The 25475-nt window shown below is 46.5% G+C and carries 26 protein-coding genes and 1 pseudogene; 12 read left to right on the top strand and 15 right to left on the bottom strand.

All coding sequences use genetic code 11. The features are described 5' to 3' along the window. Nucleotides 1-28: 28 nt before the first annotated feature. Nucleotides 29-493: a ribonuclease HI gene (rnhA, locus tag L4D76_RS22345; RefSeq protein WP_428443080.1), complete on the bottom strand. Its 465-nt coding sequence runs from the start codon at nt 491-493 to the stop codon at nt 29-31. Nucleotides 494-544: 51 nt separating this feature from the next. Between rnhA and dnaQ the strand changes: the two genes are divergently transcribed. Next, a complete protein-coding gene (dnaQ, locus tag L4D76_RS22340) occupies nt 545-1273 on the top strand; it encodes a DNA polymerase III subunit epsilon (protein ID WP_428443079.1) in 729 nt (242 codons plus the stop codon). Between the two features lie 7 nt (nt 1274-1280). Beyond that, nucleotides 1281-2522 (top strand): TIGR03503 family protein, encoded by a 1242-nt coding sequence (locus L4D76_RS22335; RefSeq protein ID WP_428443078.1) that lies wholly within the window; start codon nt 1281-1283, stop codon nt 2520-2522. Between the two features lie 64 nt (nt 2523-2586). On the opposite strand, the gene fadE is transcribed toward L4D76_RS22335, so the two are convergent. Then, nucleotides 2587-5043: an acyl-CoA dehydrogenase FadE gene (gene fadE, locus L4D76_RS22330; protein ID WP_428443077.1), complete on the bottom strand. Its 2457-nt coding sequence runs from the start codon at nt 5041-5043 to the stop codon at nt 2587-2589. Nucleotides 5044-5252: 209 nt separating this feature from the next. Between fadE and L4D76_RS22325 the strand changes: the two genes are divergently transcribed. The 4 genes from L4D76_RS22325 to L4D76_RS22310 all read left to right on the top strand — a co-directional run bounded on the left by L4D76_RS22325 (nt 5253) and on the right by L4D76_RS22310 (nt 8778). Beyond that, nucleotides 5253-5423, top strand: a complete 171-nt coding sequence (locus tag L4D76_RS22325; protein ID WP_428443076.1) for a hypothetical protein — start codon at nt 5253-5255, stop codon at nt 5421-5423. Nucleotides 5424-5471: 48 nt separating this feature from the next. Beyond that, a complete protein-coding gene (gene dauA / locus L4D76_RS22320) occupies nt 5472-7199 on the top strand; it encodes a C4-dicarboxylic acid transporter DauA (protein ID WP_428443075.1) in 1728 nt (575 codons plus the stop codon). A 62-nt stretch (nt 7200-7261) separates the two neighbouring features. Beyond that, nucleotides 7262-7840 (top strand): D-sedoheptulose 7-phosphate isomerase, encoded by a 579-nt coding sequence (gene lpcA, locus L4D76_RS22315; RefSeq protein ID WP_428443074.1) that lies wholly within the window; start codon nt 7262-7264, stop codon nt 7838-7840. A 158-nt stretch (nt 7841-7998) separates the two neighbouring features. Continuing rightward, on the top strand, nt 7999-8778 hold the full coding sequence (locus tag L4D76_RS22310; protein WP_428443073.1) for a class II glutamine amidotransferase: 780 nt from the start codon (nt 7999-8001) through the stop codon (nt 8776-8778). Between the two features lie 98 nt (nt 8779-8876). Here the strand turns inward: L4D76_RS22310 and purN are convergent, their stop codons facing one another. Together purN and purM are read right to left on the bottom strand one after the other, a co-directional pair. Next, complete coding sequence (gene purN, locus L4D76_RS22305; RefSeq protein WP_428443072.1) at nt 8877-9521, bottom strand: phosphoribosylglycinamide formyltransferase; 645 nt, start codon at nt 9519-9521, stop codon at nt 8877-8879. Between the two features lie 4 nt (nt 9522-9525). Continuing rightward, entirely contained in the window at nt 9526-10566 is a 1041-nt protein-coding gene (purM, locus tag L4D76_RS22300; protein ID WP_428443071.1) for a phosphoribosylformylglycinamidine cyclo-ligase, read from the bottom strand. Between the two features lie 196 nt (nt 10567-10762). On the opposite strand from purM, the gene upp reads away from it, so the two are divergent. Beyond that, the gene (gene upp / locus L4D76_RS22295; protein WP_428443070.1) at nt 10763-11389 is read left to right on the top strand and encodes a uracil phosphoribosyltransferase; all 627 of its coding nucleotides are present in this window, start codon (nt 10763-10765) and stop codon (nt 11387-11389) included. Nucleotides 11390-11547: 158 nt separating this feature from the next. Here the strand turns inward: upp and L4D76_RS22290 are convergent, their stop codons facing one another. Next, nucleotides 11548-12801, bottom strand: a complete 1254-nt coding sequence (locus L4D76_RS22290) for a uracil-xanthine permease family protein (RefSeq protein WP_428443069.1) — start codon at nt 12799-12801, stop codon at nt 11548-11550. Nucleotides 12802-13094: 293 nt separating this feature from the next. Here L4D76_RS22290 and L4D76_RS22285 point away from each other — a divergent pair, with 293 nt between their 5' ends. After that, complete coding sequence (locus L4D76_RS22285; RefSeq protein WP_428443068.1) at nt 13095-14327, top strand: DUF2066 domain-containing protein; 1233 nt, start codon at nt 13095-13097, stop codon at nt 14325-14327. A gap of 108 nt (nt 14328-14435) precedes the next feature. Here the strand turns inward: L4D76_RS22285 and L4D76_RS22280 are convergent, their stop codons facing one another. The 4 genes and pseudogenes from L4D76_RS22280 to bepA all read right to left on the bottom strand — a co-directional run bounded on the left by L4D76_RS22280 (nt 14436) and on the right by bepA (nt 16905). Further along, entirely contained in the window at nt 14436-14873 is a 438-nt protein-coding gene (locus L4D76_RS22280) for a DUF2069 domain-containing protein (protein ID WP_428443067.1), read from the bottom strand. Between the two features lie 46 nt (nt 14874-14919). Next, nucleotides 14920-15027, bottom strand: a pseudogene (locus tag L4D76_RS22275) (transcriptional regulator); the annotation flags it as partial. Then, complete coding sequence (arsC, locus tag L4D76_RS22270) at nt 15027-15377, bottom strand: arsenate reductase (glutaredoxin) (protein ID WP_428443066.1); 351 nt, start codon at nt 15375-15377, stop codon at nt 15027-15029. The pseudogene L4D76_RS22275 and the gene arsC, both read right to left, overlap by 1 nt. Nucleotides 15378-15450: 73 nt before the next feature. Beyond that, the gene (gene bepA, locus L4D76_RS22265; RefSeq protein ID WP_428443065.1) at nt 15451-16905 is read right to left on the bottom strand and encodes a beta-barrel assembly-enhancing protease; all 1455 of its coding nucleotides are present in this window, start codon (nt 16903-16905) and stop codon (nt 15451-15453) included. Nucleotides 16906-17268: 363 nt separating this feature from the next. Here bepA and L4D76_RS22260 point away from each other — a divergent pair, with 363 nt between their 5' ends. After that, the gene (locus L4D76_RS22260) at nt 17269-17496 is read left to right on the top strand and encodes a sulfurtransferase TusA family protein (protein WP_428443064.1); all 228 of its coding nucleotides are present in this window, start codon (nt 17269-17271) and stop codon (nt 17494-17496) included. A gap of 8 nt (nt 17497-17504) precedes the next feature. Continuing rightward, nucleotides 17505-18581, top strand: coding sequence for an AI-2E family transporter (locus L4D76_RS22255; protein ID WP_428443063.1), 1077 nt, complete (start codon nt 17505-17507; stop codon nt 18579-18581). An 82-nt stretch (nt 18582-18663) separates the two neighbouring features. On the opposite strand, the gene bcp is transcribed toward L4D76_RS22255, so the two are convergent. Together bcp and L4D76_RS22245 are read right to left on the bottom strand one after the other, a co-directional pair. Continuing rightward, complete coding sequence (gene bcp, locus L4D76_RS22250) at nt 18664-19134, bottom strand: thioredoxin-dependent thiol peroxidase (RefSeq protein ID WP_428443062.1); 471 nt, start codon at nt 19132-19134, stop codon at nt 18664-18666. 11 nt (nt 19135-19145) lie between these two features. Next, nucleotides 19146-19685 (bottom strand): glycine cleavage system transcriptional repressor, encoded by a 540-nt coding sequence (locus tag L4D76_RS22245; RefSeq protein ID WP_428443061.1) that lies wholly within the window; start codon nt 19683-19685, stop codon nt 19146-19148. 161 nt (nt 19686-19846) lie between these two features. On the opposite strand from L4D76_RS22245, the gene dapA reads away from it, so the two are divergent. Together dapA and bamC are read left to right on the top strand one after the other, a co-directional pair. After that, nucleotides 19847-20728, top strand: coding sequence for a 4-hydroxy-tetrahydrodipicolinate synthase (dapA, locus tag L4D76_RS22240; protein ID WP_428443060.1), 882 nt, complete (start codon nt 19847-19849; stop codon nt 20726-20728). A 30-nt stretch (nt 20729-20758) separates the two neighbouring features. Beyond that, nucleotides 20759-21787 carry an outer membrane protein assembly factor BamC gene (bamC, locus tag L4D76_RS22235; protein ID WP_428443059.1) on the top strand — a complete coding sequence of 343 codons (1029 nt, stop codon included), beginning with the start codon at nt 20759-20761 and terminating at the stop codon, nt 21785-21787. 75 nt (nt 21788-21862) lie between these two features. On the opposite strand, the gene lipA is transcribed toward bamC, so the two are convergent. From lipA to L4D76_RS22215, 4 genes are all read right to left on the bottom strand, one after another. Then, on the bottom strand, nt 21863-22831 hold the full coding sequence (gene lipA / locus L4D76_RS22230; protein WP_428443058.1) for a lipoyl synthase: 969 nt from the start codon (nt 22829-22831) through the stop codon (nt 21863-21865). After that, nucleotides 22832-23476, bottom strand: coding sequence for a lipoyl(octanoyl) transferase LipB (lipB, locus tag L4D76_RS22225; protein ID WP_428443057.1), 645 nt, complete (start codon nt 23474-23476; stop codon nt 22832-22834). Between the two features lie 164 nt (nt 23477-23640). Beyond that, a complete protein-coding gene (ybeD, locus tag L4D76_RS22220; protein ID WP_428443056.1) occupies nt 23641-23919 on the bottom strand; it encodes a DUF493 family protein YbeD in 279 nt (92 codons plus the stop codon). Nucleotides 23920-24134: 215 nt separating this feature from the next. Further along, nucleotides 24135-25310 carry a serine hydrolase gene (locus L4D76_RS22215; RefSeq protein ID WP_428443055.1) on the bottom strand — a complete coding sequence of 392 codons (1176 nt, stop codon included), beginning with the start codon at nt 25308-25310 and terminating at the stop codon, nt 24135-24137. Between the last annotated feature and the right edge of the window lie 165 nt (nt 25311-25475).

Raw genomic sequence — 25475 nt, 5'->3', positions numbered from 1 at the left:
GATGTCATCTGACTAACCTAACTGTTGTTCAGGCTTGATAACCGACATCGTCCTTGGTCGGTGATTCTGCCGCGCTACGCGCCAGTTCGTCGCAGCGTTCATTCTCGGTATGGCCAGCGTGACCTTTTACCCAATGCCAGTTAACTTCGATATGACGCTGAGTTTCTTTATCCAGGCGCTGCCAGAGATCGGCATTTTTTACCGGTTGCTTACCCGCTGTTTGCCAATTGCGTTTTTTCCAGTTATGGATCCATTGAGTGATCCCCTGACGGACGTATTGACTGTCAGTGGTCAGGTCAACGTTACATGCCTCTTTTAAACTGGATAGACCAACAATGGCCGCCAGTAATTCCATTCTGTTATTTGTTGTCATGAAAAAGCCTTCGTTAAGCTCTTTTTCATGTTGCTTGTAACGTAAAACAGTACCGTATCCCCCGGGCCCCGGGTTACCTAAGCAAGAACCATCGGTGAAAATCTCTACCTGCTTCGTCATATTTGGTAGTATTCGTTTTAGGGAAAACTTGAGTCTGACATGATCGCTACTATGAAAGCTACTAACGAACGAATTATTGTACTCGATACCGAAACCACGGGTATGAATATGACCGGCCCTCACTATGAAGGCCATCGTATTATTGAAATTGGCGCGGTTGAAATTATCAATCGTAAATTGACGGGAAATACCTTCCACGTTTATATCAAACCTGATCGCACCATTGAAGATGAAGCGGTTGGTGTCCATGGTATTACCGATGAGTTTCTGCAAGATAAACCCGTTTATAAGGAAGTCCATGATGAATTTCTGGAATTTATTCGTGGTGCAGAGTTAGTCGCCCATAACGCGCCCTTCGATGTGGGCTTTATGGACTATGAGTTTCGAAAGCTTAACCGTTCAATAGGTAAAACAGAGGATTTCTGTAAAGTTACCGATACCCTGGCCATGGCGAAGAAAATCTTCCCGGGTAAACGTAACAACCTCGATGTGCTTTGCTCTCGTTATGGTATCGATAACTCGCACCGTACACTCCACGGCGCTTTACTCGATGCCGAGATCCTGGCCGATGTTTACCTGTTGATGACGGGTGGACAAACGTCTTTGGCACTTAATGCCGGAAGTGGAGAGAGTGACGCTGGTGCAGAAAGTGGGATCAAACGTCTTGCTTCAGGACGGAAATCATTAAAGATCATCCATGCCTCTGCCGATGAAATACAAGCGCATGAATCGCGTTTAGATATTATTAGCAAAAAAGGTGACGTCCTGTGGCGTCAGTAGGAGATCTATGCTGCAACGGTTATTACTACTGGTGATGTTATTACCTGTACTCTCTTGGGCAAAAGAGAGTACAGCAATGTCGTGGCTGGATAACCGTTTTCGTGTTGATCCTACGGTGGATCAGGTCTCATTTATGGTGCAAAGAGAAAAGCAGAGTAGCGCTGTGGTACTTGTGCGTCCTGATGGCACGAAATATTACCCCTGGCGTCATCCGGAGAATGTCTCATGGTATGAAGAGCCAGAGATGGACATTATTTCCATTGAAAATCCAATGCCGGGTCCCTGGCAAGCTGTTGGCAAGATAACACCGAACAACCAGGTGAAAATATTATCGAATTTGAAACTAGAAATCGATGATTTGCCTTCCAGATTATATCAGTCAGAAACCCTTAAATTTACCGCTCGGCTGAAGCAAGATGGCAACTTGCTGACGTTAAGAGATTTTCTAGATCGCATTAAGCTCACTGTGGTTTTTTACGAATACGTTGAAAATGTAGAATTATTGCCGAAGGATGCATTGCCCGGCCCGATTAAGCTCGGTGAATTTGCCGATGATGGCTTAGGGCTTGATGAAGAACCTGGAGATGGCATTTTTACTGTCGCTTTGCCGGTCGAGACCCTTCCCGGCAAATACAGGGTAAAGATAACATCCAGTAACGGGATCTTCCTGCGTACGGTCGAGCAAGAAGTATTAGTTTACCCGCCACCACTGACGGTTAGTTTTATCCAGGGACGAGACCGCAACGAATCTCACGAGGTAGCCGTAACGGCTGAAGAAGGGACGTTAGTGCCTGGATCGTTTGCCGCTCATATTGAGCAAAAAGATCCGGAAGGACACGTTACGATCAGTCAGGGGCATGCGCAGGTTGATGAAGATGGTTTGCGAGTTCCTATCCCGCATGGGAAAATACCGGGACGTTATAGCTGGTCAGGTTGGTTATATGCGACTGATACCCTGAGTGAGCGAGAGTTGATTTTTAAATTACCGAAAAACAACTTTGCGGTGGTGGCTGAATTACAGCTTGATAAGAACCTGGAGGTTTTCCGTTCTCAGCAAGAAGCAAAAGCACAAGCTGAAGAGCAAAGGCGTAAGGATGAAGAGCAGAAAGCGGCTCGATCTAAAGCCATGAAGATTGTGCTGGGAAGTAATTTAGCCGTTATATTGCTGGTTGTAATCGGGGTTTTTCTCTGGCGTAAGCGTCAGGTTAAAAAAGCGCTAGCTGAAGAATTATTAGTGATCCCAAGTTAATCTCATAAAAATCAAACAAAAAAGGGAAGCAAGATGCTTCCCTTTTGTTTTACGTCGATTAGGGCTAGGCGGCATTACCGATATCGTCTTCGATAGACTGGTAAGGTTTGGCAGCAAGCTCTTCCGAGGCGAAGTCATCGACATTGATTGTACGTAAACGACCTTCTTCCGCTTTACGTAACAGATCAGCTTCTTCCTCATTGATGGCGTTAAGCTCTAAACCGGTCGCCGCAACCTTATCAAGCTGCATGAACGGTAGCTTTTTGCCTGCGGCCTGGCAGACACGATCATAGATGGGTTCAGCAGTCAGAATATCTATCAATGCCAGCTCAATCATACCGACTGGATTATTTTCCGTCGCTTCCAGGAACTGACCTTGACCAATTCGGCTACGTGTATCACAAGGGGTCTGGATAATACGAGCCACTTTATGATCAAGCTTGTCACTTGGTTTTACTCGACCCTGACCCAGCGGGAAAATAATGGCACGCAGCATACCTGCAATAAAGCGATTCGGGAAGTTAGCCAGGAATTGATCCAGTGCTTCTTCGGTCTGATACAAGGAATCCTGCAGTCCCCAATGAACAAGTGGCAGATCTTCTTGTTTACAGCCGTCATCAGCAAAACGTTTTAGCGTCGCTGAGGACAGATAAAGCTGACTTAACACATCTCCCAAGCGAGCAGACAGACGTTCTTTTCGTTTCAGTGAACCACCCAATACAGCCATTGAAATATCGGCCAGTAAGGCGAGGTTAGCACTGTAGCGATTCATTTGCTGATAGTAACGGACTGTTGGATCTTTTCGTGGTGCTACAGAGCCACGACCATCCGTTAAGCCTAGCCAGAAAGAACGAACCATGTTGCTTATCACAAAGCCGACATGACCGAACATGGCTTTATCAAAATCAGTTAACGCCTGCTCCTGATTGTCATTGTAGGCTGCATTCATTTCGTCCAATACATATGGATGGCAACGGATAGCACCCTGGCCAAAGATGATCAATGAGCGAGTAAGGATATTAGCGCCTTCAACGGTAACGGCAATGGGCGCCCCTTGATAACCACGAGCCAGGAAATTACTTGGCCCCATACAGATCCCTTTACCACCGACGATATCCATTGCATCGATAACACTGCGTTGACTGCGGTGAGTACAGTGATATTTGACAATGGCTGAGATCACCGATGGTTTTTCACCTAAATCGATGCCCGCGACAGTGAGATTGCTAGCAGCATCCAGGACATAAGCATTACCGGTCAGACGTGCAAGCGGCTCTTCAATCCCTTCCATTTTACCTATCGGCAATTTGAACTGGCGGCGAATACGGGCATAGGCACCGGTTGCCATTGCGGCTGTTTTAATTCCCCCGGTAGAGTTTGACGGTAAGGTAATACCGCGGCCGACAGACAGGCATTCAACCAGCATACGCCAGCCCTGTCCCGCCATTTCTTGGCCACCAATGATGAAATCAATCGGCACAAAGACTTTGTTACCCAGAGTTGGACCATTCTGGAAAGGAACATTCAGAGGGAAGTGGCGTCGGCCGATTTCAACGCCTTGGATTTCGGTTGGGATCAAGGCACAAGTAATGCCGGGCTCTTCTTCATCGCTAAGTAGATGGTCAGGGTCAAAGAGCTTAAATGCCAGACCCAATACTGTCGCTACAGGCGCTAAGGTGATGTAACGTTTATTCCAGGTCAGCTCCATGCCCAGCACTTCCTCGCCTTGCCAGATCCCTTTTTTCACGATACCGAAATCAGAAATCGAGCCGGCGTCAGAACCCGCTTCAGGGCTGGTCAGGGCAAAACATGGGATCTCTTTTCCTTCCGCCAGGCGAGGCAGGTAATGATCTTTTTGACTTTGGGTGCCATAGTGCTGCAGCAGCTCGCCGGGGCCTAATGAGTTCGGTACACCGACTGTCGATGACAGCACGGCAGAAACTCCAGTCAGTTTTTGTAACACAAGGGATTGCGCATAAGCAGAAAACTCCAGCCCACCGTATTTTTTCTTGATGATCATCGCGAAGAATTTATGGTCTTTCAGATATTGCCAGACTTCAGGAGGTAGATCGGCCAGTTCATGGGTTACCTGGAAGTCGTTAACCATGCGGCAGACTTCGGTAGCAGGCCCTTCCAGAAAGGCTTTTTCTTCTGCGCTTAGACGCGGCGCCGGGATGTCATGTAGTTTGTTCCAATCAGGATTTCCACGGAACAGATCCGCTTCCCACCAGACAGTACCCGCATCAATGGCCTCTTTTTCGGTGCGGGACATTTCAGGCATGACGCCTTTAAACAGTTTTAAAGCGGGCTGGCTGAGGAAACTTTTGCGCAGGGAGAATATATTGATTGGTACCGCAATGATGAGGAACACCAGCCAGCTATATTGACCAATCACATCAAGTACAGAGCCGATTGCCAGTACCGCAGCCAGGGCCAGAGTAAAGGTTTTCAGACTTGTTCTATGGTAGGCGAGTATGCCTGTTATACCTATGAATCCTAGTAGGTACATGAGTGTTACCATGGTGATTCTCCTTATTGGTGGAGCGTTGATTTTTTATTATCGGGCACATTCTATGCAAGGTAAGAGGTCTTACCACTTGTTACCAGTGTAAGTCCTTTTTTAATGAAATGTAAAATATTTTTCTATTTGGAAATAGTCCGGTTACATAGTGGTGACTTCTTATTCATTGATATAATTGGGGTTGATCAAAATCAGTGAGTTGCATTTTTGTGCTTGCGAAAATAATCCAGCCTATTAATATAGGAGCATATTGCGATGTTGTTCACGTTAATATCACGGCTATCGACTTCCGTCTGGCAGTGGTGAGCAACATTCTGTCATCTGTTGCCTTTCCCGATCTCCGACTGACACATGCCCGCCGGATCCCTCTTTCGGGTTGACAGCTATTCCTGTTTTTTCTTGTGTACGTAAAAGTGCAGGGGTTTGTCGTGTTGCTATTTCATGCTTTATCACAAGCGTGGAAGGATGGTTATTCCTTCTCTAAATTTCGTTCTGATATCGTTGCGGGTGTGACGGTCGGGATTGTTGCTATTCCTCTTGGCATGGCTTTGGCTATTGCCGTTGGTGTGCCGCCACAACATGGCTTGTATACCGTTATCGTAGCGGGTTTTCTGGCGGCATTATTCGGCGGCTCTCGATTTAACATCACAGGTCCAACGGCGGCATTTGTGGTGATCTTGCTACCTATCACCCAGCAATATGGCCTGAGCGGTTTAATGCTGGCGACATTAATGTCGGGAGTGATCCTGGTTTTGATGGGCATTTTGCGCCTTGGTCAGCTGGTGGCTTATGTCCCTTACCCGGTGACAACGGGTTTTACTGCCGGTATTGGTCTGGTTATTGCCTTTCTGCAATTAAAAGATCTGCTGGGATTATCGGTGGCAGGAAATCCTATTCATTTCCCGGAAAAAGTGATGGCTTATGCCAGCGCATTACCAAGCGTGAATTTTGCCGATACGACTGTTGGCCTAATTACCATCACCGTTTTTATTGGCTGGAGTAAATTAAAGACCCGCATTCCGCCACATGTTGTTGCCCTGGTGAGCGGTACATTGCTGGCTTTGCTGATGAATCATTTCGGCTCCTCTCACGTTGGATTACTGGGTGAAAAATTCCATTATCAGATCGGAGATTTGATTGGTCAGGGGATCCCTCAGGTCTTGCCTCAATTTAATCTGCTCTGGCACAACGACAGTGTGAATTGGTCGCTGGTCGTCGAGTTGCTGCCTGCCGCTTTTACTATTGCGATGTTAGGCTGCATTGAGTCGTTGCTCTGTGCCGTTGTTGCTGATGGTATGACGGGCAAGAAGCACAATCCCAATGCAGAGCTCGTTGGCCAGGGTTTGGCGAATATCGTGGTGCCATTTTTCGGCGGTATTCCGGCAACGGCTGCTATTGCCCGTACCGCAACCAATATCCGTTCAGGCGCCTTCTCTCCGGTTTCAGCGATCATTCACGCCCTTTTCGTGCTGGCTGCAATGATTGCTCTGGCGCCAATGTTGTCTTATGTGCCAATGAGTGCGTTAGCTGGCCTGTTGATCATGGTCGCCTGGAATATGTCAGAAGCCCCGCACTTTGTGCATACCCTGAAAGTGGCGCCGCGTCGTGATGTCGCAGTACTGTTAACCTGTTTTACACTGACCGTCGTGTTCGACATGGTGATTGCTGTGGTGGTGGGGTTGTTGTTAGCCGGGGTGTTGTTTATCCAGCGTATTGCCAGCCTGACCACCGTTACCGTGGTAGGTGATCAGCATGAACATCTTGATCTTGGTTCTGATGTGGTTGTTTACGATATTAACGGTCCGCTCTTTTTTGCAGCGAGTGAAAAAGCATTTTCAGTGATTGATCGTTCATCGATTGATACTCGTGCCGTTGTATTGGATTTCACGGATGTTTCTACCATTGATATTACGGCGATTCATGCATTTGAAAATGCATTAGATCGTATTCGTCATTATCCGGTGTACTTATTGGGAGTGGCCCCGCATGTTAAGACTAAGCTGGTGAATGCGGGCGTTTTGGCGGCAGACAATATTACTCTTTATGCTTCTGCTCCGTCATTACGTGAGCATTTGGCAATAAACCATCACAATGTGTCCTTTCAGGAGTCGACACCCTCGACCGTTTCTTTGTACACTGCAGATACAGGCGTATAGCAATTCAGGTGTGCAGAATGTGCCCTGAAAAATCTATTTAATGAATAATCAGAGATAAGCCTATGTATCAAGATATGATTCGTGCAGAGTTAAGCGAAGCTGCCGAAGTGTTAAACCGCTTTTTGAGCGACGATAAAAATATTGCTGATATTGAAGCGGCAGCAAAGTTGCTGGCTGATTCATTTAAGCAGGGTGGTAAAGTATTATCATGCGGAAACGGTGGTTCTCATTGTGATGCGATGCATTTTGCAGAAGAACTGACTGGCCGTTACCGAGAGGATCGTCCTGGTTATCCGGGTATTGCGATTTCGGATCCAAGTCATTTGTCATGTGTCAGTAATGACTTTGGCTATGATTACGTGTTCTCTCGTTATCTTGAAGCTGTTGGCGCTCAGGGTGATGTGCTGTTTGGTTTGTCGACCTCAGGTAACTCTGGCAATATTCTTAAAGCGATTGAAGCCGCCCATGCAAAAGGCATGAAGGTGATTGCGCTGACGGGGAAAGACGGTGGCAAGATGGCGGGTTTGGCCGATGTGGAAATTCGCGTTCCGCACTTTGGTTTTGCCGATCGTATTCAGGAAGTGCATATTAAAATTATTCATATTTTGATCATGCTGGTGGAAAAGGAAATGGCTGCGTAACTCTCCATTTCATTGCCATTTCGCACAATTACAGCGTCAAAAGTGCTCATTTATACTTATAAACTCCGCGCTTTTTCCTTGTTCTTGCACGAAATGGCTGCGAATGGGATAGTTACTTATGTTTATACTTCGGCTTAAATATATAGGGCATAAGGAATATGTGTGAATTGCTTGGCATGAGCGCAAATGTGCCAACAGATATCTGTTTTAGTTTTACTGGCCTGATGCAGCGAGGCGGAAAAACGGGCCCTCATCGTGATGGTTGGGGGATCGTCTTCTATGAAGGTAAAGGGTTCAGAACATTTAAAGACCCTAATCCGAGCTATAAGTCTCGTATTGCCGAGTTAGTACAGGAATACCCGATCAAAAGCTGCGCAGTGGTCAGCCATATCCGGCAGGCTAATCGGGGAGGGGTCAGTTTAGAAAATACCCATCCTTTTACCCGGGAGCTATGGGGGCATTACTGGACTTTTGCCCATAATGGTCAGCTGACAGGCTATGACGCGCTTGATACCGGACGCTTTAAACCCGTTGGGGATACCGATAGTGAAATTGCTTTTTGTTGGTTGCTAAACCAGTTAGAAGCAAAATTTCCAGATCTGCCCGATGACTTAGCGCCGGTGTATGACTATATCGCACAGTGTTGCGATCGCTTGCGCCAGCTTGGTGTGTATAACATGCTGCTAAGCAACGGTAGCTGTGTTGTGACTTACTGTACCAACAACTTGCATTGGATCACCCGCCGCGCCCCATTTGGGCAGGCATCGTTGATCGATGAAGATGTCACGATTGATTTCCATAAGGAAACAACACCCAATGATGTGGTCACCGTGATTGCGACTCAGCCTCTTACCAATGATGAGCGTTGGCATAAAATGCAGCAAGGGGAGTTTAGCGTGTTCCACTTTGGTGAACTCGTGCATAACCGGACCCTGTAGACGACAGTTGCCGCTCAAGGCGTTGTGATGTAATAGCTAATGTCGGGTCTGAACAATTTGGCGAATAAATAAAAACGCGGCCAGCTGGCCGCGTTTTTTTATTCGTCGGCTGCGTAGCCTTGGGGAGGCAGTGGTTCACGGTCTAATACCGCGGCTTCATTCTCCATCACTAAACGATCTTGCAAGAACCAGTTCGCAACTAAAGGATAAATGCGATGCTCTTGCTGCTGTACTCTGGCTGTTACTTCTTCAACCGTATCCTCAGCAAAAATAGGCACTTTTGCTTGCAGGATCACCGGGCCACCATCTAACTCTTCGGTGACAAAGTGGACACTGGTACCATGTTCTTTATCACCAGCATCTAAAGCGCGCTGGTGGGTATGAAGACCGGTGTATTTCGGCAACAAAGAAGGATGGATGTTAAGCATTTTGCCCTGATAGTGACGAACAAACTCATCACTGAGGATACGCATGAACCCGGCCAATATGACAAGTTCTGGCTCGAAGCTATCGATTTGCTCTGCCATTGCCTTATCGTAAGCTTCGCGATCAGCGTAGTCACTCGCGGCAAGAGGCACCGCTTCAATTCCGGCCTGGCGAGCGCGCTCAAGACCATAAGCATCAGCTTTGTTTGATAGCACGGCCGCGACTTTTGCGTCTTCAATGGTCCCATTCTGACAAGCATCAATGATGGCTTGAAGATTTGAACCATTACCAGAAATTAGGACAACGATGTTTTTCATCGACTTACTTGATCTCCACCTGCTCTTCGTTGGCGTCAGCGTTAGCAATTTCACCGAGTAGCCAGGCGTTTTCGCCTTCCGCCTTCAGAATTTCAATTGCTTGTTCTGCTTGGGCTTGTGGTAGGGCAATCACCAGGCCTACACCACAGTTGAAAGTACGGTACATTTCGTAGGTTTCAACATTGCCGGCTGTTTGCAGCCAGTTGAAGATTGCAGGCCACTGCCAGCTGTTACCATCAACAACCGCTTTAGTTCCTTTTGGAAGTACACGTGGAATGTTCTCCCAGAAACCACCGCCAGTGATATGAGAAATCGCGTGAACGTCACAGGACTCCATCATTTTCAGGGTTGATTTCACATAAATCTTAGTTGGGGTTAGCAGGTGATCCGCGAGTGATTTACCTTCCAGCTCCTGGGTAAGATCAGCTTGTGACACTTCGATGATTTTACGGACGAGTGAATAACCGTTTGAGTGCGGGCCACTTGAGCCAACAGCGATGAGTGCATCGCCAGCTTTCACTTTAGAGCCGTCGATGATGTCAGCTTTCTCAACAACCCCAACACAGAAACCAGCAACGTCGTAATCTTCGCCATGGTACATGCCCGGCATTTCAGCTGTTTCACCGCCGATTAACGCGCAACCCGCCAGGATACAACCTTCACCGATACCCGCAACAACAGCGGCTGCCGTATCAACTTCCAGCTTGCCTGTTGCGTAGTAGTCAAGGAAGAACAGAGGTTCGCCACCTTGAACAATCAGGTCATTGACACACATTGCAACGAGATCAATACCGATCGTGTCATGCTTGTTCAGATCCATCGCTAAACGAAGTTTAGTGCCCACGCCGTCGGTGCCTGATACCAATACAGGCTCTTTATATTTGGTTGGTAGCGAGCATAGCGCCCCGAAACCACCAATGCCGCCCATTACCTCAGGACGGTGGGTGCGTTTTACCACCCCTTTAATACGATCTACTAATGCATTACCTGCATCGATATCTACACCAGCATCTTTGTAACTAAGAGAAGAGTTATTGCCGCTCACAGGAGGTCCCTCAACGTATTAAAGTAAAAAAGCGAGGGTATGATAACAGCAGTCAGGGCGGAAAGGGAAACGTTTGCGTCAATAAATCTTGCTGGCTATTTCCTGAGCAAACGATACCTATTCCCCTATCAGAAGGTTAATGGTCTAGTGTATAATGGTTCGATTTTTTTAAATTTTGTTTGCTTAGGAGTCAGAAATGAAAGTCGTTGAGGTTAAACACCCACTGGTTAAACATAAGATTGGTCTTATGCGCGAAGGCGACATCAGCACTAAGCGTTTTCGTGAGTTAGCAACGGAAGTAGGCAGCCTACTGACGTATGAAGCGACTTCAGACTTCGAAACAGAAAAAGTTACCATTGAAGGTTGGAATGGTCCAGTTGAAATTGACCAGCTCAAAGGTAAAAAGGTAACGGTTGTACCTATTCTTCGTGCCGGTCTTGGTATGATGGACGGCGTGCTTGAGCACGTACCAAGTGCACGTATCAGCGTGGTCGGTATCTACCGTGACGAAGAAACATTAGAGCCTGTTCCTTACTTCAACAAGCTTGCATCAAACATTGATGAGCGTATTGCTTTGGTTGTTGACCCAATGCTAGCGACTGGCGGTTCAATGATAGCAACACTGGACCTGCTAAAAGAGAAAGGCTGTAAGCAATTTAAAGTCTTAGTACTTGTTGCTGCGCCTGAAGGGATTGAAGCACTGGAAAAAGCGCATCCAGATGTTGAGTTGTACACAGCTGCTATCGATGAGAAGCTAAATGACAAAGGCTACATCGTTCCTGGTCTGGGCGATGCGGGTGACAAAATCTTCGGTACTAAGTAAGACCGAAGTCTTGATAGAAAAAAGCCGAACGTAGTTCGGCTTTTTTATTCTCGGTGTAAACCCAAATCTATTAATTATCAGAGTAGTCAGAAAATTAATGGAATTGGTAGAAAGGCTGCAATTAAGATTGCGGCCTTTTTTGTTATAATTACAACGTCTTAACTCTCTGTGGTGTTTTCCATCTGAGCATTATCAACAACGTGATTCTCACCCAGATCGTCAGGCAGGATCAGGTTCAGCAAGATGGCAACAATACCGCACAGGCTCACACCCTGCAGGCTGAATTCGCCGATACCGAAAGCCATCCCGCCAATACCAAATACCAGTGTTACCGCCACGATAACCAGGTTACGTGCTTTGTGCAGATCAACCTGATTCTTGATTAGCGTATTGAGACCAACGGTTGCAATTGAACCAAATAGCAGGATCATGATGCCGCCCATAACCGGGACCGGAATAGTTTGCAGTATTGCCCCTAGTTTGCCGACAAAGGCCAGTACCAGTGCGGCTACTGCAGCCCATGTCATGATGATTGGATTGAATGCTTTGGTTAGCATAACTGCGCCAGTCACTTCTGAATAAGTGGTGTTAGGCGGTGCACCAAACATTGATGCGGCAATCGTTGCTATCCCATCGCCCGCCATTGTGCGGTGCAAACCCGGTTTCTTCAGGTAGTCTTTACCCGTTACGTTAGATATTGCCAGTATGTCGCCCACGTGCTCTACCGCAGGGGCAATAGCGACAGGGATCATGAACAAGATGGCGTTGATATTAAACTCTGGGAATGTGAAATTAGGTAAAGCCAGCCAGCTTGCCTGCGCAACAGGCGTAAAGTCCACAACACCAAAACCAAGGCCTACGCAGTAACCTGCAACAACGCCGGCCATAATTGGCATTAGCTTTAGGAAACCTTTCGCAAAGACACTAAAGGCAATGGTTGTCAGTAGTGATACTGCTGAAATCCATAGGGCGGCATCGTCATTTACTAACTGCACCGCACCATCGCCGGTTTTTCCTAATGCCATGTTTACGGCTACTGGTGCTAAACCTAAGCCAATGACCATGATCACCGGGCCAACGACAACGGGTGGCAGGACTTTATGGATAATCGCAACGCCACGTACTTTGATGATGGCTCCCATCAGCACATACACGACGCCAGCCATCATCAGGCCGCCCATAGTGCCAGCTATCCCCCAAGTTTGGACGCCGTAAATAATTGGAGCAATGAATGCAAAGGAGGAAGCGAGGAAGATAGGAACGGAACGTTTAGTGATGACTTGAAAAAGAAGAGTACCAATACCCGCACCAAAGAGGGCGACACTAGGATCCAGCCCGGTAAGTAACGGAACCAGAACCAACGCACCAAATGCGACGAATAGCATTTGTGCACCTTGCAGTACCTGCATCATTGTATATTCCATCCTGTCTGAAAAAAAAATCGCGCAATCCTAGCATGGAAGCAAACGATTACCTAGCGGAGTTTGTGAGTTAAATCTCACTTTTTCTCGGGTTTGTCTGAAATTGCTTGATACCTCATCTTTTCATGAAAATTCATCCATGTTTATCATTAGGGACGGTTTATCTTTCATCATTGCAGCAATAATGTTGAAAGATAAACAGCCTCTAGTTCATATGGCAATAAGAAACAGTTACACTTGCTGAACATTACCTGATCCCATTATGATCAGAGACTAACTAAGTTATGAAAGAGTTTACTATGTTGCGTTGTGCTTTTTTATTTTTGGCTTTATTAGCCTTGCCGCTTAAAGCCGCAACGGTCACTAATTTATATCAGGCGCAGGTTGTCTTGCCTGATACGGATAAGCAATCAGAGCAACATGCTCGTAAAAAGGGGCTTGAGCAGGTTTTGATTAAAGTGTCAGGACAGAGTTCGGTTGGCCAAAATGACGTTATTCGTAAAGCGATGGCGAACAGTAGCCCTTATATCAGTCAGTTTGGTTACGGTAACTTAAACGGTGAGCGAACCTTAGAGCTGACGTTTAATAGCGGCCAGATCCGTAATCTGTTAACTCAGGCCCATTCCACACTATGGAGTGAGCAGCGCCCAACCATTCTGGTCTGGATGGTGGAAGATGCTAATCGCGAGCGTGAAATCCAATGGGATCAGTCAGGTAATTCTCTGGAATTACAGATGAAACGGGCCGCCGACAGGCGAGGCTTACCCGTGATGATGCCAATTGGTGATTTTGATGATGTGACAGCGATCAATATCCCTGATTTGTGGGGGGGATTTGTTCGGCCGATTGCTGATGCGAGTATACGTTACCATCCGGATGCGGTGCTGGTGGTACGTGCCCGTCAGAAGGGCTCTGATGATAATGTTGATCTGGCATGGCAACTATTCACTCAAAAACCAGAACAACTGGTTAACTCTCAACAGGTACCCTCGGAAGGTCAAGCCGGAGGGTCGGTTGCTACCGCGACCACTGAGATGATTAATGAGGTTGCAGATAGGCTGGCAGCTAAATATGCCGTTCCATTAAATGGTATCAGTGAGGGTAAATTCGCCATTCAGCTTGCCAATGTGCAGACGACAGAAGATTTTTTTGCCCTGGAAAGAATGCTGACAAATCTAACGTCCGTGGCTTCGGTGAATGCTAACCGTCTGCAGGGGGATAAAGTCGTCTTTGACGTTAATTTACTCAGTACTGAAGATGCTTTTCGCCGTGAATTGGGTCTGGATGATCGTATCAGCCAGCAACCTGTTGATGGGCAGAGTGCGGTTGATTTCGGTGATGGCACTGTGGCGATTGCGAAAGATACCACTGCAGACACTGAATTACTGATCAAGCCAGTAGATCCTCAGGCGGGTGAAAATGAACAAGAGGCATCCGTCGATCCGAGCCTGGTTGACGTGAGTGCGACGATGGAGCCAGTTTCCGCTCAAATTGAGACCTATTATTGGCAACCGTAATTATTCCGGTTGCGATCACCTCGATGGTGTCGTTAGGGTTTTATGCTTCGATCTAAAAAGGCGCCGTCAGGCGCCTTTTTTTGTAAGAGAGACTGGTTGGAATAACGATTACTTTTGTCCGTGAGCTTCTTTTTCTTCTTTTTCGACCTGAGAGAGACGTTTTAATCCCGTCCCTAATTCTTTGCCGCGAATACGGGCAAACAGGATATTGGCGACAAAAGCCCAGGATACCAAGCCTAATTCAATCCAGGCTAACCAGCGCTCCCCACCATCAATCCATAAAATGGTCAAAGCATGAAGGAAATAGAACATCAGAATGAAGTTAGCCCAGGCATGGGTATAGGGTTTTCCTTCAAGGATGCCTTTTAGAGGTAATAACAGCGGTAACACCCACATAATCGCAATCACATAGCTGTTCAGGTGCGGATGAGGCGAAATCATACTTTGCCATAATCCCACCCATAGAATGAGAGATAGGTTAGCGATTAAAGTGATATACCGCAGGCTTTGTGTTTTTGAGCTCATTTTAGTCATGTCGTCATCCATTTAGCTTATGTGCTGTCCATGCCAGTCTTTTTCCGATGGCTTGCGCTAATGCTGCCTCACAACCATCAACCTGTTCAATACCACGCGCGATATGGCGTGCTAACTGACGGGTATTGCCGTGGCGGCTGTAGTAGAGCACTAGGATTTTTAGCATTACAGAATGTCCAGCACTTGCTCCGGAGGGCGTCCCATTGCGGCTCTGTCACCATTAACAACAATCGGGCGCTCGATAAGTATTGGGTTCGCTGCCATTGCGTCAAACAGTTGTTCTTCTGTTACGCCCTCTTCGCCCAGAGATAGCTCTTTATAGATATCTTCTTTGGTACGCATCATGTCACGAACCGAGTGATAACCCAGCTTGGCGAATAAGCCTTTCAGTTCATCAGCAGAGGGTGTGTCATCAAGGTATTTCACAATTTCTGGTGCAACGCCTTGCTCTTCAATCAGAGCAAGAGTCTGGCGACTTTTTGAGCAGCGCGGGTTGTGGTAGATAGTGACTGACATATTTTTCTTCCTTTTATAATAATATGTTGCAGTCCCATTGTAGTGGAACTGCAATATATAAAAAATGAAGGATTTAAAGATTTGCGAAGCGCTCGCGGGAAAGACGAAGCTGGTCGATCCGGGCGTCGTAACGTGCTTGATCCAGTGAATCAACATCAACAATCTGGCTTGCCTGGATATAGTGATTGATCGCTTTGTCCCACTGTGCACGTAATGCCAGTAATTCGGCACGAGCGGCCAGTTCACCGTCTCGTTTTCCGCTATAGGCATAGGCTTTTGCCAATAGGTTCCAGCCATTGGTATCCTGAGGATTGTCATAGGTGTAGCGGGTCAGAATAGAAATACTTTCCGTCGTACGTCCAGCCTCCTGTAGGGCATGAGCCTGATTTAAGCGCAATACTTTATGGTTCGGGTTCTGCTTTAAAGCGAGCTCTAACCGGTTGACAGCAGAATCATATTTTTTCTGGAACAGATCGAGATCGGTTGCTGAGTCAATGAAAAAGCGGTTATTGGGCTCGGCGGCAATTAATGGGCCAAGTAGCTGATGTGCCTGGTCATACTTGCCAGAGTCCATATAAACGAGAGCTTTGCCGTAGTTTAAGGCGGCTTTTTGACTGGGATTGGCCTTTTTCAGCTGACGATTAAACCAATCTAATGCTGCGTCGCTGTCAATACCGGCAAAGCGCGCAACAATGCGGGCGCGGGCTAGCTGGTAACGGTCAGAGGTATTTACCCTGACTGTCGGATACTGATTTGCACGGCTACGAGTATCTGAGACACGCGCTTCAGGTAATGGGTGAGTCAGCAACATTGCTGGTGGTTTGCTGGCATAACGATACTGATCGGCCAAGCGGCCAAAGAAACGCGGCATTGCCTGTACATCGAAGCCTGATTTCGCGAGTGTTGCAATACCAATACGGTCAGCTTCTTTTTCATTACTGCGGGTATAGTTGATCTGACCTTGCATTGAAGCGGCGGTGGTCGCATGAATGGCGGCGATACCGGCTTCCGGTGAAGCAATAGCCAGCATCAGAGAACCAATCAGAGCTGCCATTGTCGCAGGGGATTTTTTCGCCTGATCTTCCATACTTCGAGCAAGATGGCGCTGGGTGACGTGAGCAATTTCGTGAGCCACAACAGAGGCTAATTCACTTTCTGTCTTGGCATGTAAAAACAGCCCGCTGTGCAGAGCAACATAGCCACCAAAGAAAGCAAAAGCGTTAATTTCTCGACTTTGGATCATGATGAAATTAAAAGGGGTGCGAACATCCTCGGCATTGGCGACTAAGCGATGACCTAAGTCCAGTACATATTCTGACAGTAAAGGATCACTGATGACAGGTTTACTGGCCCGCAGCATACGCATGTATGCATCACCGTATTCCTGCTCTTTTTCTATCGTTAACGTTGATGCTGCTGCTGTGCCGATTTCCGGTAGGGTGTTGAAGTTATCAGCATTTACCGTAAAACTTGAGCCCAATAAAGCACTTATTAAGAGATAGGTTGGCGCTTTAGCAAATCGAAACATGTTAATAATACAACCGCCTTCTGTGGTGATTCCAATACATTATACTCACGACATTAATAGCTGGTGAATGATCAATTATTTGATGCCATTGAAAGTAAGACAACAAAACTTATGCCGGGTTTCTTTTTTCATTGAACCGGATGTCATTTATACCCAAATCACCTCAAGAAGTGATTTTTCAAAGGAGCTCCCAAAGAGCAAGTTAAGAGGCTTTTATTCTGTGTGAACCGTTCTCGAAATAGAATCATGATTCACTCAAATGGCTGCCTTGACTAGAAGCCAATAAATTCTCGCTGATACGAGCATCTTGAGGTCACTTGGGTATACAATACCCTGATGGATAATAACTGTCAGTATACTGGAATGGAAATCCAATCGCTTGATTTGACATCAGAACGTTGCCCTATGGCACTTTTATTGGCGAAACGCGTAAGTAAAGGCCTTCGTTTTGATCAAATTTTGCAGATCCACATTTCAGATCCCGGTGGCAGACAAGATATTCCCCGTTATTTGTTAAACCATGGGTTTAATATTGAGGTACAAGCTGATAGTAATCAAGAGCTTGTAATTATTGTGACAAAAAGGCTGTAAATATATTTATGCTGGATATGCTAACTCGCTGGTATCAGCGACGATTTTCTGATCCCCACGCTGTAAGCCTGGTTGCTATTCTGTTAGGTGGTTTTCTAACGATCTACTTTTTCGGACATCTTATTGCGCCATTATTGGTGGCAATCGTACTTGCTTACCTACTTGAATGGCCAGTCATGCGATTAAGTCGCTTAGGGTTGCCTCGCTCGTTATCGGTGATTTTAGTATTGCTGATTTTTGCAAGCTTAATGGTACTGGCAATTTTTGGTCTGGTACCGACTATCTGGCATCAGATTGGCAACCTTGTTGCTGACGTGCCAAATATGTTCAATGGCCTGCAGGAGTATGTATCCAGCCTGCCAGAGCGTTATCCTGAGATTGTCCAGCCGCATCAGGTGGTGACATTCATGACGACGCTGCGTGATAAAGTTCTGGGAATGGGGGAGAGTGTCGTAAAAGGCTCACTAGCCTCGTTGGTTAGCCTGGCAACACTGGGAGTGTATCTGATCCTGGTGCCGTTATTGGTCTTTTTCCTTTTGAAAGATAAAGAGGAAATGCTTGAAACTCTGAGTGGCCTATTGCCGAAAAATCGCCGTTTGGCGAGCAAGGTCGGCGTTGAGATGAATGAGCAGATCACTAACTACATTCGCGGTAAAGTGACTGAAATTGTCATTGTCGGGATCACCAGCTACATCACCTTTGCCTTGATGGATTTACGTTATGCCGTGCTACTTGGGGTACTGGTTGGTTTTTCTGTCTTGATCCCATATATCGGCGCGGCGGCCGTAACTCTACCTGTGGCGATGGTTGGTTTGTTTCAGTGGGGCTTAACCCCCGATTTCTGGTGGTTGTTAGCTGCTTACGGCATTATTCAAGCATTAGATGGTAACGTTTTAGTGCCGGTTTTATTTTCGGAAGCCGTTAACCTGCACCCTGTTGCAATTATCGTTGCAGTATTGGTCTTTGGTGGTTTATGGGGTTTCTGGGGCGTATTTTTTGCGATTCCGTTAGCGACTCTGGTGAAAGCAGTATGGAATGCCTTGCCTGCCACTGAACTCGACGATGATGAGAAAGTCAGTGAATAATGCCGATTGGCATTTTCTTTGAACAATAAAAAGGCCGCGTTTGCGGCCTTTTGTTTAAAGTCAGTGATTATACCGATTGGTATTACTTATCATTGTTTAGGTAGCTAAGCACGACTTCGTGGTGATCTTTGGTTTTGAACTTGTTGAAGACATGTTCAATAATGCCATCTTCATTGATCAGGAAGCTGATGCGGTGCAGACCGTCGTATACCTTACCCATAAACTTTTTCTCGCCCCAGACACCAAATTGCTCTGCGACAGCGTGGTCTTCATCGGATAAGAGGGTGAAATTAAGGTTATCGCGTTCAATGAATTTAGGCAGGCGTTTAACCGCATCAATGCTTATCCCTAAAACCACCACATTTTTTTCGTCTAATTCTGTTTTGCTATCTCGCAGCCCACACGCTTGAACGGTACAACCGGGGGTCATGGCTCTAGGGTAAAAATAAGCCAGTACTTTCCTACCTTTAAAATCAGTCAAGTTGACAGGTTGGTTATCCTGATTCAGCAGGGTGAAGGCTGGAGCTAACATACCTGCGGTCAGAGTCTGCATGTTATTGTTCCTTATTGATTATGACCGATGAAATTGACGGTACCGGTGGCAAGGAGATCATGACAAAGGGCTTCGAACTCTTCTTGCAGTGACATCAAATTACAGCCTTCAGGCAAATTGGTGCTGATCTGTAAAATGAAACGATTCGTTAAGTCGTGATTGGGCGATTCCTGGGTATGCGCACTTAAGGATGAAATGTCAATTTTACGCATGGCAAAGAAATGAGTGAATTGTTCGATAATTCCATGAGTGTCATCGGCTTCGATGTGAAAATCAGCCGTGTAAGGAAAGAAGCGATCTTTGTGTTTCGTCGTTCTTTTCATCACCGTGACTAAATCATGTTCTTGTGCTTTTAATGGTAATGTCGATTCCACGCGAGAAATGGCATTACCATTACCAGATAGCAACATAATTAAGGTGAACTCAGTGCCGAACAAGGCTAGACGGCTATCAACAATATTGCAATTACATTGCGTGATGACTCGGGTAATTTCATCTGAAATACCGGGGCGATCCGTACCAACCGCAGTAATGACAAGGTAATGTTCCATATTTATTCACATCGTTTTGCTATCTTCCCTGCATGTTAGCACACGAAGCAGGCCGGGATAATAACCCAATCTATTTAGTTCACTGTTTTACCTGCGATCGTGCTTGAGTTTACGGTCACTGAAAAGTACCATGAATACTTATATAAAAAGGGGAGATGGACATGTTTTCAGGAAGCATGGTAGCGCTAATAACACCATTAGATGAGGCTGGGGAAGTAGATTATGCAAGCCTGGCCAGTTTGGTGGAATATCATATTGCCGCTGGCACGGATGCAATTGTCGCCGTTGGTACGACAGGCGAGTCGGCAACGCTGACCGTTGATGAGCATGTGAAGGTTGTATTAAAAACATTAGAATATGCCAAAGGTCGTGTGCCAGTTATTGCGGGTACCGGGGCGAATGCAACTCATGAAGCCATCACCTTCAGTAAACTTTTTTCTGGTACGGGGGTTGCTGGCTGTCTGTCCGTCACACCGTATTACAATAAACCGACACAAGAAGGTTTATTTCAACATTATAAAGCCATTGCGGAAGCGACAGAACTGCCTCAAATTCTGTATAATGTGCCGGGTCGAACTGCGGTTGATTTATTGCCGGAAACCGTTGCTCGTCTTGCAAAAATAGACAACATCGTTGCGATTAAAGATGCTACAGGCGATTTATCCCGTATACAAAAAACTCGGGAACTTTGTGGCGAAGATTTCATCCAACTAAGCGGTGATGATGCAACAGGTTTAGATTTTGTTGCTCAAGGCGGACAAGGTGTCATTTCTGTAACGGCAAATGTAGCGGCTGCAGATATGGCAAAAATGTTCAAGCTGGCTCTTAGTGGCCAGTTTGAGGCCGCGAAAGAAATTAATGAACGCTTAATGCCGTTGCACAAACACCTTTTTGTCGAATCGAATCCAATTCCAGTCAAGTGGGCTGCCCACAAACTGGGGTTGATTGAGCATGGGTATTTGCGTTTGCCGCTTACAGAATTAAGTGAGTCAGCACATCCAGTGGTTATTCAGGCTCTTAAGGATGCCAATGTGCTGCTGTAGTTTGCAAAAGCGTAGGAGCGCGAAGCATAAATGAATTGTAATTACAGGCTTGTATTAACTGCTGTTATGGTTGCCAGCTTGGCTGCCTGTTCTGGTGGTGCCGAGCGACGTCGTCAAGCAAATCAGGATTTTACCTATCTTGATTCAAAGCCATTAGAAAACTGGACTTTACCTGCGGGAGCGGAACCATTCGCTGCCACAGATTACGCTATTTCTAATCAAGCGTATCAAGGTGAAATTGGGTCAGCCGTTGATATTCGTCCACCGCAACAGGTATTAGATCTTATTCCTGGTGCCCGAAGTGTCCAAGATGCCGAAGGCGTCACGTTGTTACTGCCTAAACCGGCTGTTTTAGCGCGAGTATGGTCGTTAACTCAGCATATTATCGCTGAGAAAAATATCACTCTTCGTAGCCAGTCAGCGAATGCTATTGAAACCGATTGGGTTAAATGGGTGAGCGATGACGAAGAAACTGAAGTCGGTAGTCGTTATCGGATTGAAAAATCCTCCGATCCTGAGCGTAATAGCTTTAAGATTTCGCTGATTGACTGGCGGGAAGCTGGGGTTGAAAAAGCCGTCTCGGCTGTTAATAAAGAGCGTTACAGCATTTTAATGACGAACCTGGTGACATCGAAATATGATCAGCAGCTTCGTGATGAAGCTCGTGCTCGTGCTGAGGAGCTGGTTAAACAGATCCCGATCTCAATAGGTAAAGATCGCAGTGGTCTGCCCGTGATTATTGCGCGTGCACCTTATAACGTGTTCTGGGAACGTCTGCCACCACTAGTCAGTGAGCTTGGTTTCACGGTTGAAGGCCGTAACCGTTCACAAGGTGCGGTGGAAGTGAAATTCCGCTCTCCGGATGATGAGTTCTGGACCGAACTGGGCGTTAGACCCATTATGCTGGATGACAGTACTTATAAATTACAACTGGGTGATTTAGGTAACCGTACATCAATGAGTGTGACGGATTCAAATGGTAAACCGATCACCGAAGAAGCATTAAATACGCTAGCACTTGTATTTGCTACCGCCATTGAGCGCGACAATAGCCAATAGTACAAGCATAGCGAGGTATAAAAAAACCGCTTTGGCTCTCGCCTAAAGCGGTTTTTCTTTTTAAGAAGCCAGAAGCTACTTAATCTCAACACCTTTTGCCTGCAGATCGGCATGGTAAGAGGAGCGAACAAACGGACCACATGCCGCGTGAGTAAAACCCAGCTCTAATGCGATTTCTTTTAGCTCATCAAACTCAGATGGCGGAACATAACGTTCGACTGGCAGGTGATGACGGCTTGGTGCCAGGTATTGCCCCAGAGTCAGCATGGTAACGCCATGTGCACGTAAGTCTGTTAAGACCTGGACGATCTCTTCTTTGGTTTCCCCCAGACCCATCATCACGCCTGATTTGGTTGGGATCTCCGGGTGTATTTCCTTGAATTTTTTCAGTAGATCCAGAGACCACTGATAGTTCGCTCCCGGACGCGCTTTACGGTACAGGCGAGGGGCTGTTTCAAGGTTATGGTTAAAGACATCTGGCGGATTATCACGCAGGATCGCCAGTGCATTATCCATACGACCACGGAAATCAGGTACCAGTGTTTCAATTCGAATCTCAGGGTTTTTCAGTCGAATTTCACGGGTACAGTCAGCAAAGTGTTGGGCACCGCCATCTCGAAGATCATCGCGGTCAACAGAGGTAACCACGACGTATTTAAGCTTCATATCTGAGATGGTTTGAGCTAGCTGCACGGGCTCTTCAGCACTTGGCGGCAGCGGTCGGCCATGGGCAACATCGCAGAATGGGCATCGGCGAGTACAAATGGCACCCAGGATCATAAAGGTTGCAGTACCGTGGTTAAAACATTCAGCCAGGTTAGGGCAAGAAGCCTCTTCACAAACAGAGTTTAGATTATTCTTACGCATTGCGGCTTTAATGTCTTGAATACGCTTGCTGTCTGATGGAAGCTTAATTTTCATCCATGCAGGCTTGCGTAATACTTCTTTTGGTGCTTCTTCTGCAACATGACGTACAGGGATCAGAGCCATCTTGTCGGCATCACGGTATTTGACACCCTGTTCGATTTTAATTGGTTTGCTCATTTAACTGCTCTCCGTTATCCACTCAATGCTCTGGTAATCGAGCAACTTTGTCAACTCTTCAACAAGTACAGGCTGAACTTCCAGCAGTTCAGAAGGGCCATTCAACAAGGATAACTGAGTCATTTCCATACCAGCATAACCACAAGGGTTAATGCGCAGAAATGGTGTCAGATCCATATTGATATTGAGCGCCAGACCATGAAAAGAGCAGCCACGCCTGATACGTAACCCGAGTGAACATATCTTCTTACCGTCGACATACACACCAGGGGCATCTGGGCGGGCATTAGACTCCACCCCAAAATGGGAAAGCGTATTAATGACGGTGTTTTCAATATGTGTAACCAGTTCACGTACACCTAATTTGATCCTTCTGAGATCAATCAGGATATAAGCGACTTGCTGGCCCGGACCATGATAGGTTACCTGCCCGCCACGATCGCTTTGTACCACAGGGATGTCACCTGTATGCAATAAGTGCTCGGCTTTACCGGCCTGCCCCTGAGTAAAGACAGGGTTGTGTTCAACCAGCCAGACTTCATCAGGCGTTTCTGGTGAACGTTGATCGGTAAACTCATGCATAGCCTGCCAGGTCTTTTCGTAATCCCGGCGGCCAAGGTTTCGAATGATGAGACTCTTTTGCAATTTATCACACCCATATGGTAACCAGGCAAAGCCTGAATGAATTAACCCAGCATAACACACTGCATAGGGCAAAGCTTATGGGGGATTATAAAGCTTGGCGGCTGAATTATCAGCCGCCAATTTTGTAGGGGGATAGGTTTACTTGATCGCTGGCTAACCCAGAATCAGAGTACCACGCGAACGATGTCGATTTCACCAAGCTCTTTATATAGCGTTTCTACCTGCTCGATAGAGGTAGCGGTAATGGTCACTGAAACGGCACTGTAAGTGCCTTTACTACTTGGCTTAACCGATGGCGAATAGTCGCCTGGCGCGTGGCGCTGAATGACTTCTACAACCAGATCGGGTAATTCTGGTTTATTAAACCCCATCACCTTGTAGGAGAACTTACAAGGGAATTCAAGTAGGTCTTTTAGTTTTGGTTGCGCTTGTTGCTGTTGCATTCTGAACTCCAGGGGTCCGCATTCGGTATGTCTGAATGTAATATCAGGCTGATTATTTTCTGTGGGTACACGTAACCACTCAGATTGATATCAGGCGAGCATAGTAATGTGTCATTAACTAGAAAACAAGCATCGAGGGATCAGGCTGTCGGAAGGTGTGTAAAGAAAAAGGCGACCATTGTGGTCGCCTTTGTACGGTTCTGTGTGGGATTTGATTAACTTAACCAGCTTTTAAACAACATCATGATGTAGTCAATCAAACGGCTGAAAATTCCGCCTTCATTGACATCGTTAAGAGCGAGTAGTGGATATTCAGCGATATCTTCCTCGCCAACACGGTAATAAAGTTTACCCACCACATCGCCTTTCGCGATTGGTGCCTTCAAATCTTTTTCAAGTATAAAGCTGGCTTTTAAGTCTTTTGTCTGACCGCGCGGCAAAGTGACAAAGGTATCTTCACTGACACCCAGTGATACTTCATCAATGTCGCCCATCCAGACTTTTTCCGTCACAAATGTTTCGTTGGCTTTGTGTGGAGAAACCGTTTCAAAGAAGCGGAAGCCGTAGTTAAGAAGCTTTTTACTTTCGGCTTTACGTCCATTGGCGCTTTTGGCTCCCATTACCACAGCAACCAGGCGCATTTTGCCTTCAGTTGCGGTACTTACCAGACTATAGCCTGCATTGTTGGTATGGCCCGTTTTCATGCCATCAACATTTAAGCTTTTATCCCATAGCAGGCCGTTGCGGTTGTACTGGGTAATACCGTTATAAGTGAATGACTTCTCTTTATAGATAGCAAACTCGTCTGGTACATCACGGACCAGAGCCTGACCAAGCAGCGCCATATCATAAGGCGTGGTGTACAGGTTGTTATTATCTAAGCCATGGACATTGGCGAAATGGGTGGAGTCCATACCAATGTTTTTCGCCCATGCGTTCATCAGATCAACAAAGGAATCTTCTGAGCCGGCTACGTGCTCAGCCATAGCCACACACGCATCGTTACCCGATTGGATAATGATACCGCGGTTCAGATCAGCGACTTTGACTTCACTGCCGACTTCGATGAACATTTTCGAAGAGCCCGGGAAATTCTTAGCCCATGCATTTTTGCTGATAACAACAGTGTCATCCATGGAAATATTGCCACGCTTAATTTCCTGGCCGATGACGTAACTGGTCATCATTTTGGTCAGGCTGGCTGGCGGTATTTGATCGTTCGCTTTGTTGCCGGCTAGGATTTTACCTGAATGGTAATCCATCAACACATAGCCTTTTGCGGCAATTTGAGGTGGATCAGGTACCACAGCGGGTGCAGCGGCTGCAAAAGCAGAGGCCAGCATCAGCGTTGAGATGGCTAAAGTTCGGGAAGTTGCAGCAAATTTATTCATGATTGTTGTAACTTAATTTGTCGATTACAAAAAACTGCACACACTATATCAGATTGAAAATTCTGAACCAGTTGAGAAAGGGCGAGATGTCGAAATCCTGACATTAATCATTTCTGGTATTGAATTATTTGAGACGTTGCTCTTCCTAAACGGCTTCACTGATTA

Origin of the sequence: Photobacterium sagamiensis, from assembly GCF_050337085.1 — a bacterium.
GTDB lineage: Bacteria > Pseudomonadota > Gammaproteobacteria > Enterobacterales > Vibrionaceae > Photobacterium > Photobacterium sagamiensis.
The sequence above is the reverse complement of the archived record's forward strand: the minus strand, read 5'-3'. Positions and strand labels throughout refer to the sequence as shown.

Excerpts from the sequence above, each read along its gene's own strand:
- rnhA (WP_428443080.1), bottom strand. The coding sequence starts at position 493 with ATGACGAAGCAGGTAGAGATTTTCACCGATGGTTCTTGCTTAGGTAAC.
- dnaQ (WP_428443079.1), top strand. The coding sequence starts at position 545 with ATGAAAGCTACTAACGAACGAATTATTGTACTCGATACCGAAACCACG.
- L4D76_RS22335 (WP_428443078.1), top strand. The coding sequence starts at position 1,281 with ATGCTGCAACGGTTATTACTACTGGTGATGTTATTACCTGTACTCTCT.
- fadE (WP_428443077.1), bottom strand. The coding sequence starts at position 5,043 with ATGGTAACACTCATGTACCTACTAGGATTCATAGGTATAACAGGCATA.
- lpcA (WP_428443074.1), top strand. The coding sequence starts at position 7,262 with ATGTATCAAGATATGATTCGTGCAGAGTTAAGCGAAGCTGCCGAAGTG.
- L4D76_RS22310 (WP_428443073.1), top strand. The coding sequence starts at position 7,999 with ATGTGTGAATTGCTTGGCATGAGCGCAAATGTGCCAACAGATATCTGT.
- purN (WP_428443072.1), bottom strand. The coding sequence starts at position 9,521 with ATGAAAAACATCGTTGTCCTAATTTCTGGTAATGGTTCAAATCTTCAA.
- upp (WP_428443070.1), top strand. The coding sequence starts at position 10,763 with ATGAAAGTCGTTGAGGTTAAACACCCACTGGTTAAACATAAGATTGGT.
- L4D76_RS22290 (WP_428443069.1), bottom strand. The coding sequence starts at position 12,801 with ATGATGCAGGTACTGCAAGGTGCACAAATGCTATTCGTCGCATTTGGT.
- L4D76_RS22285 (WP_428443068.1), top strand. The coding sequence starts at position 13,095 with ATGAAAGAGTTTACTATGTTGCGTTGTGCTTTTTTATTTTTGGCTTTA.
- L4D76_RS22280 (WP_428443067.1), bottom strand. The coding sequence starts at position 14,873 with ATGGATGACGACATGACTAAAATGAGCTCAAAAACACAAAGCCTGCGG.
- arsC (WP_428443066.1), bottom strand. The coding sequence starts at position 15,377 with ATGTCAGTCACTATCTACCACAACCCGCGCTGCTCAAAAAGTCGCCAG.
- bepA (WP_428443065.1), bottom strand. The coding sequence starts at position 16,905 with ATGTTTCGATTTGCTAAAGCGCCAACCTATCTCTTAATAAGTGCTTTA.
- L4D76_RS22260 (WP_428443064.1), top strand. The coding sequence starts at position 17,269 with ATGGAAATCCAATCGCTTGATTTGACATCAGAACGTTGCCCTATGGCA.
- L4D76_RS22255 (WP_428443063.1), top strand. The coding sequence starts at position 17,505 with ATGCTGGATATGCTAACTCGCTGGTATCAGCGACGATTTTCTGATCCC.
- bcp (WP_428443062.1), bottom strand. The coding sequence starts at position 19,134 with ATGCAGACTCTGACCGCAGGTATGTTAGCTCCAGCCTTCACCCTGCTG.
- L4D76_RS22245 (WP_428443061.1), bottom strand. The coding sequence starts at position 19,685 with ATGGAACATTACCTTGTCATTACTGCGGTTGGTACGGATCGCCCCGGT.
- dapA (WP_428443060.1), top strand. The coding sequence starts at position 19,847 with ATGTTTTCAGGAAGCATGGTAGCGCTAATAACACCATTAGATGAGGCT.
- bamC (WP_428443059.1), top strand. The coding sequence starts at position 20,759 with ATGAATTGTAATTACAGGCTTGTATTAACTGCTGTTATGGTTGCCAGC.
- lipA (WP_428443058.1), bottom strand. The coding sequence starts at position 22,831 with ATGAGCAAACCAATTAAAATCGAACAGGGTGTCAAATACCGTGATGCC.
- ybeD (WP_428443056.1), bottom strand. The coding sequence starts at position 23,919 with ATGCAACAGCAACAAGCGCAACCAAAACTAAAAGACCTACTTGAATTC.
- L4D76_RS22215 (WP_428443055.1), bottom strand. The coding sequence starts at position 25,310 with ATGAATAAATTTGCTGCAACTTCCCGAACTTTAGCCATCTCAACGCTG.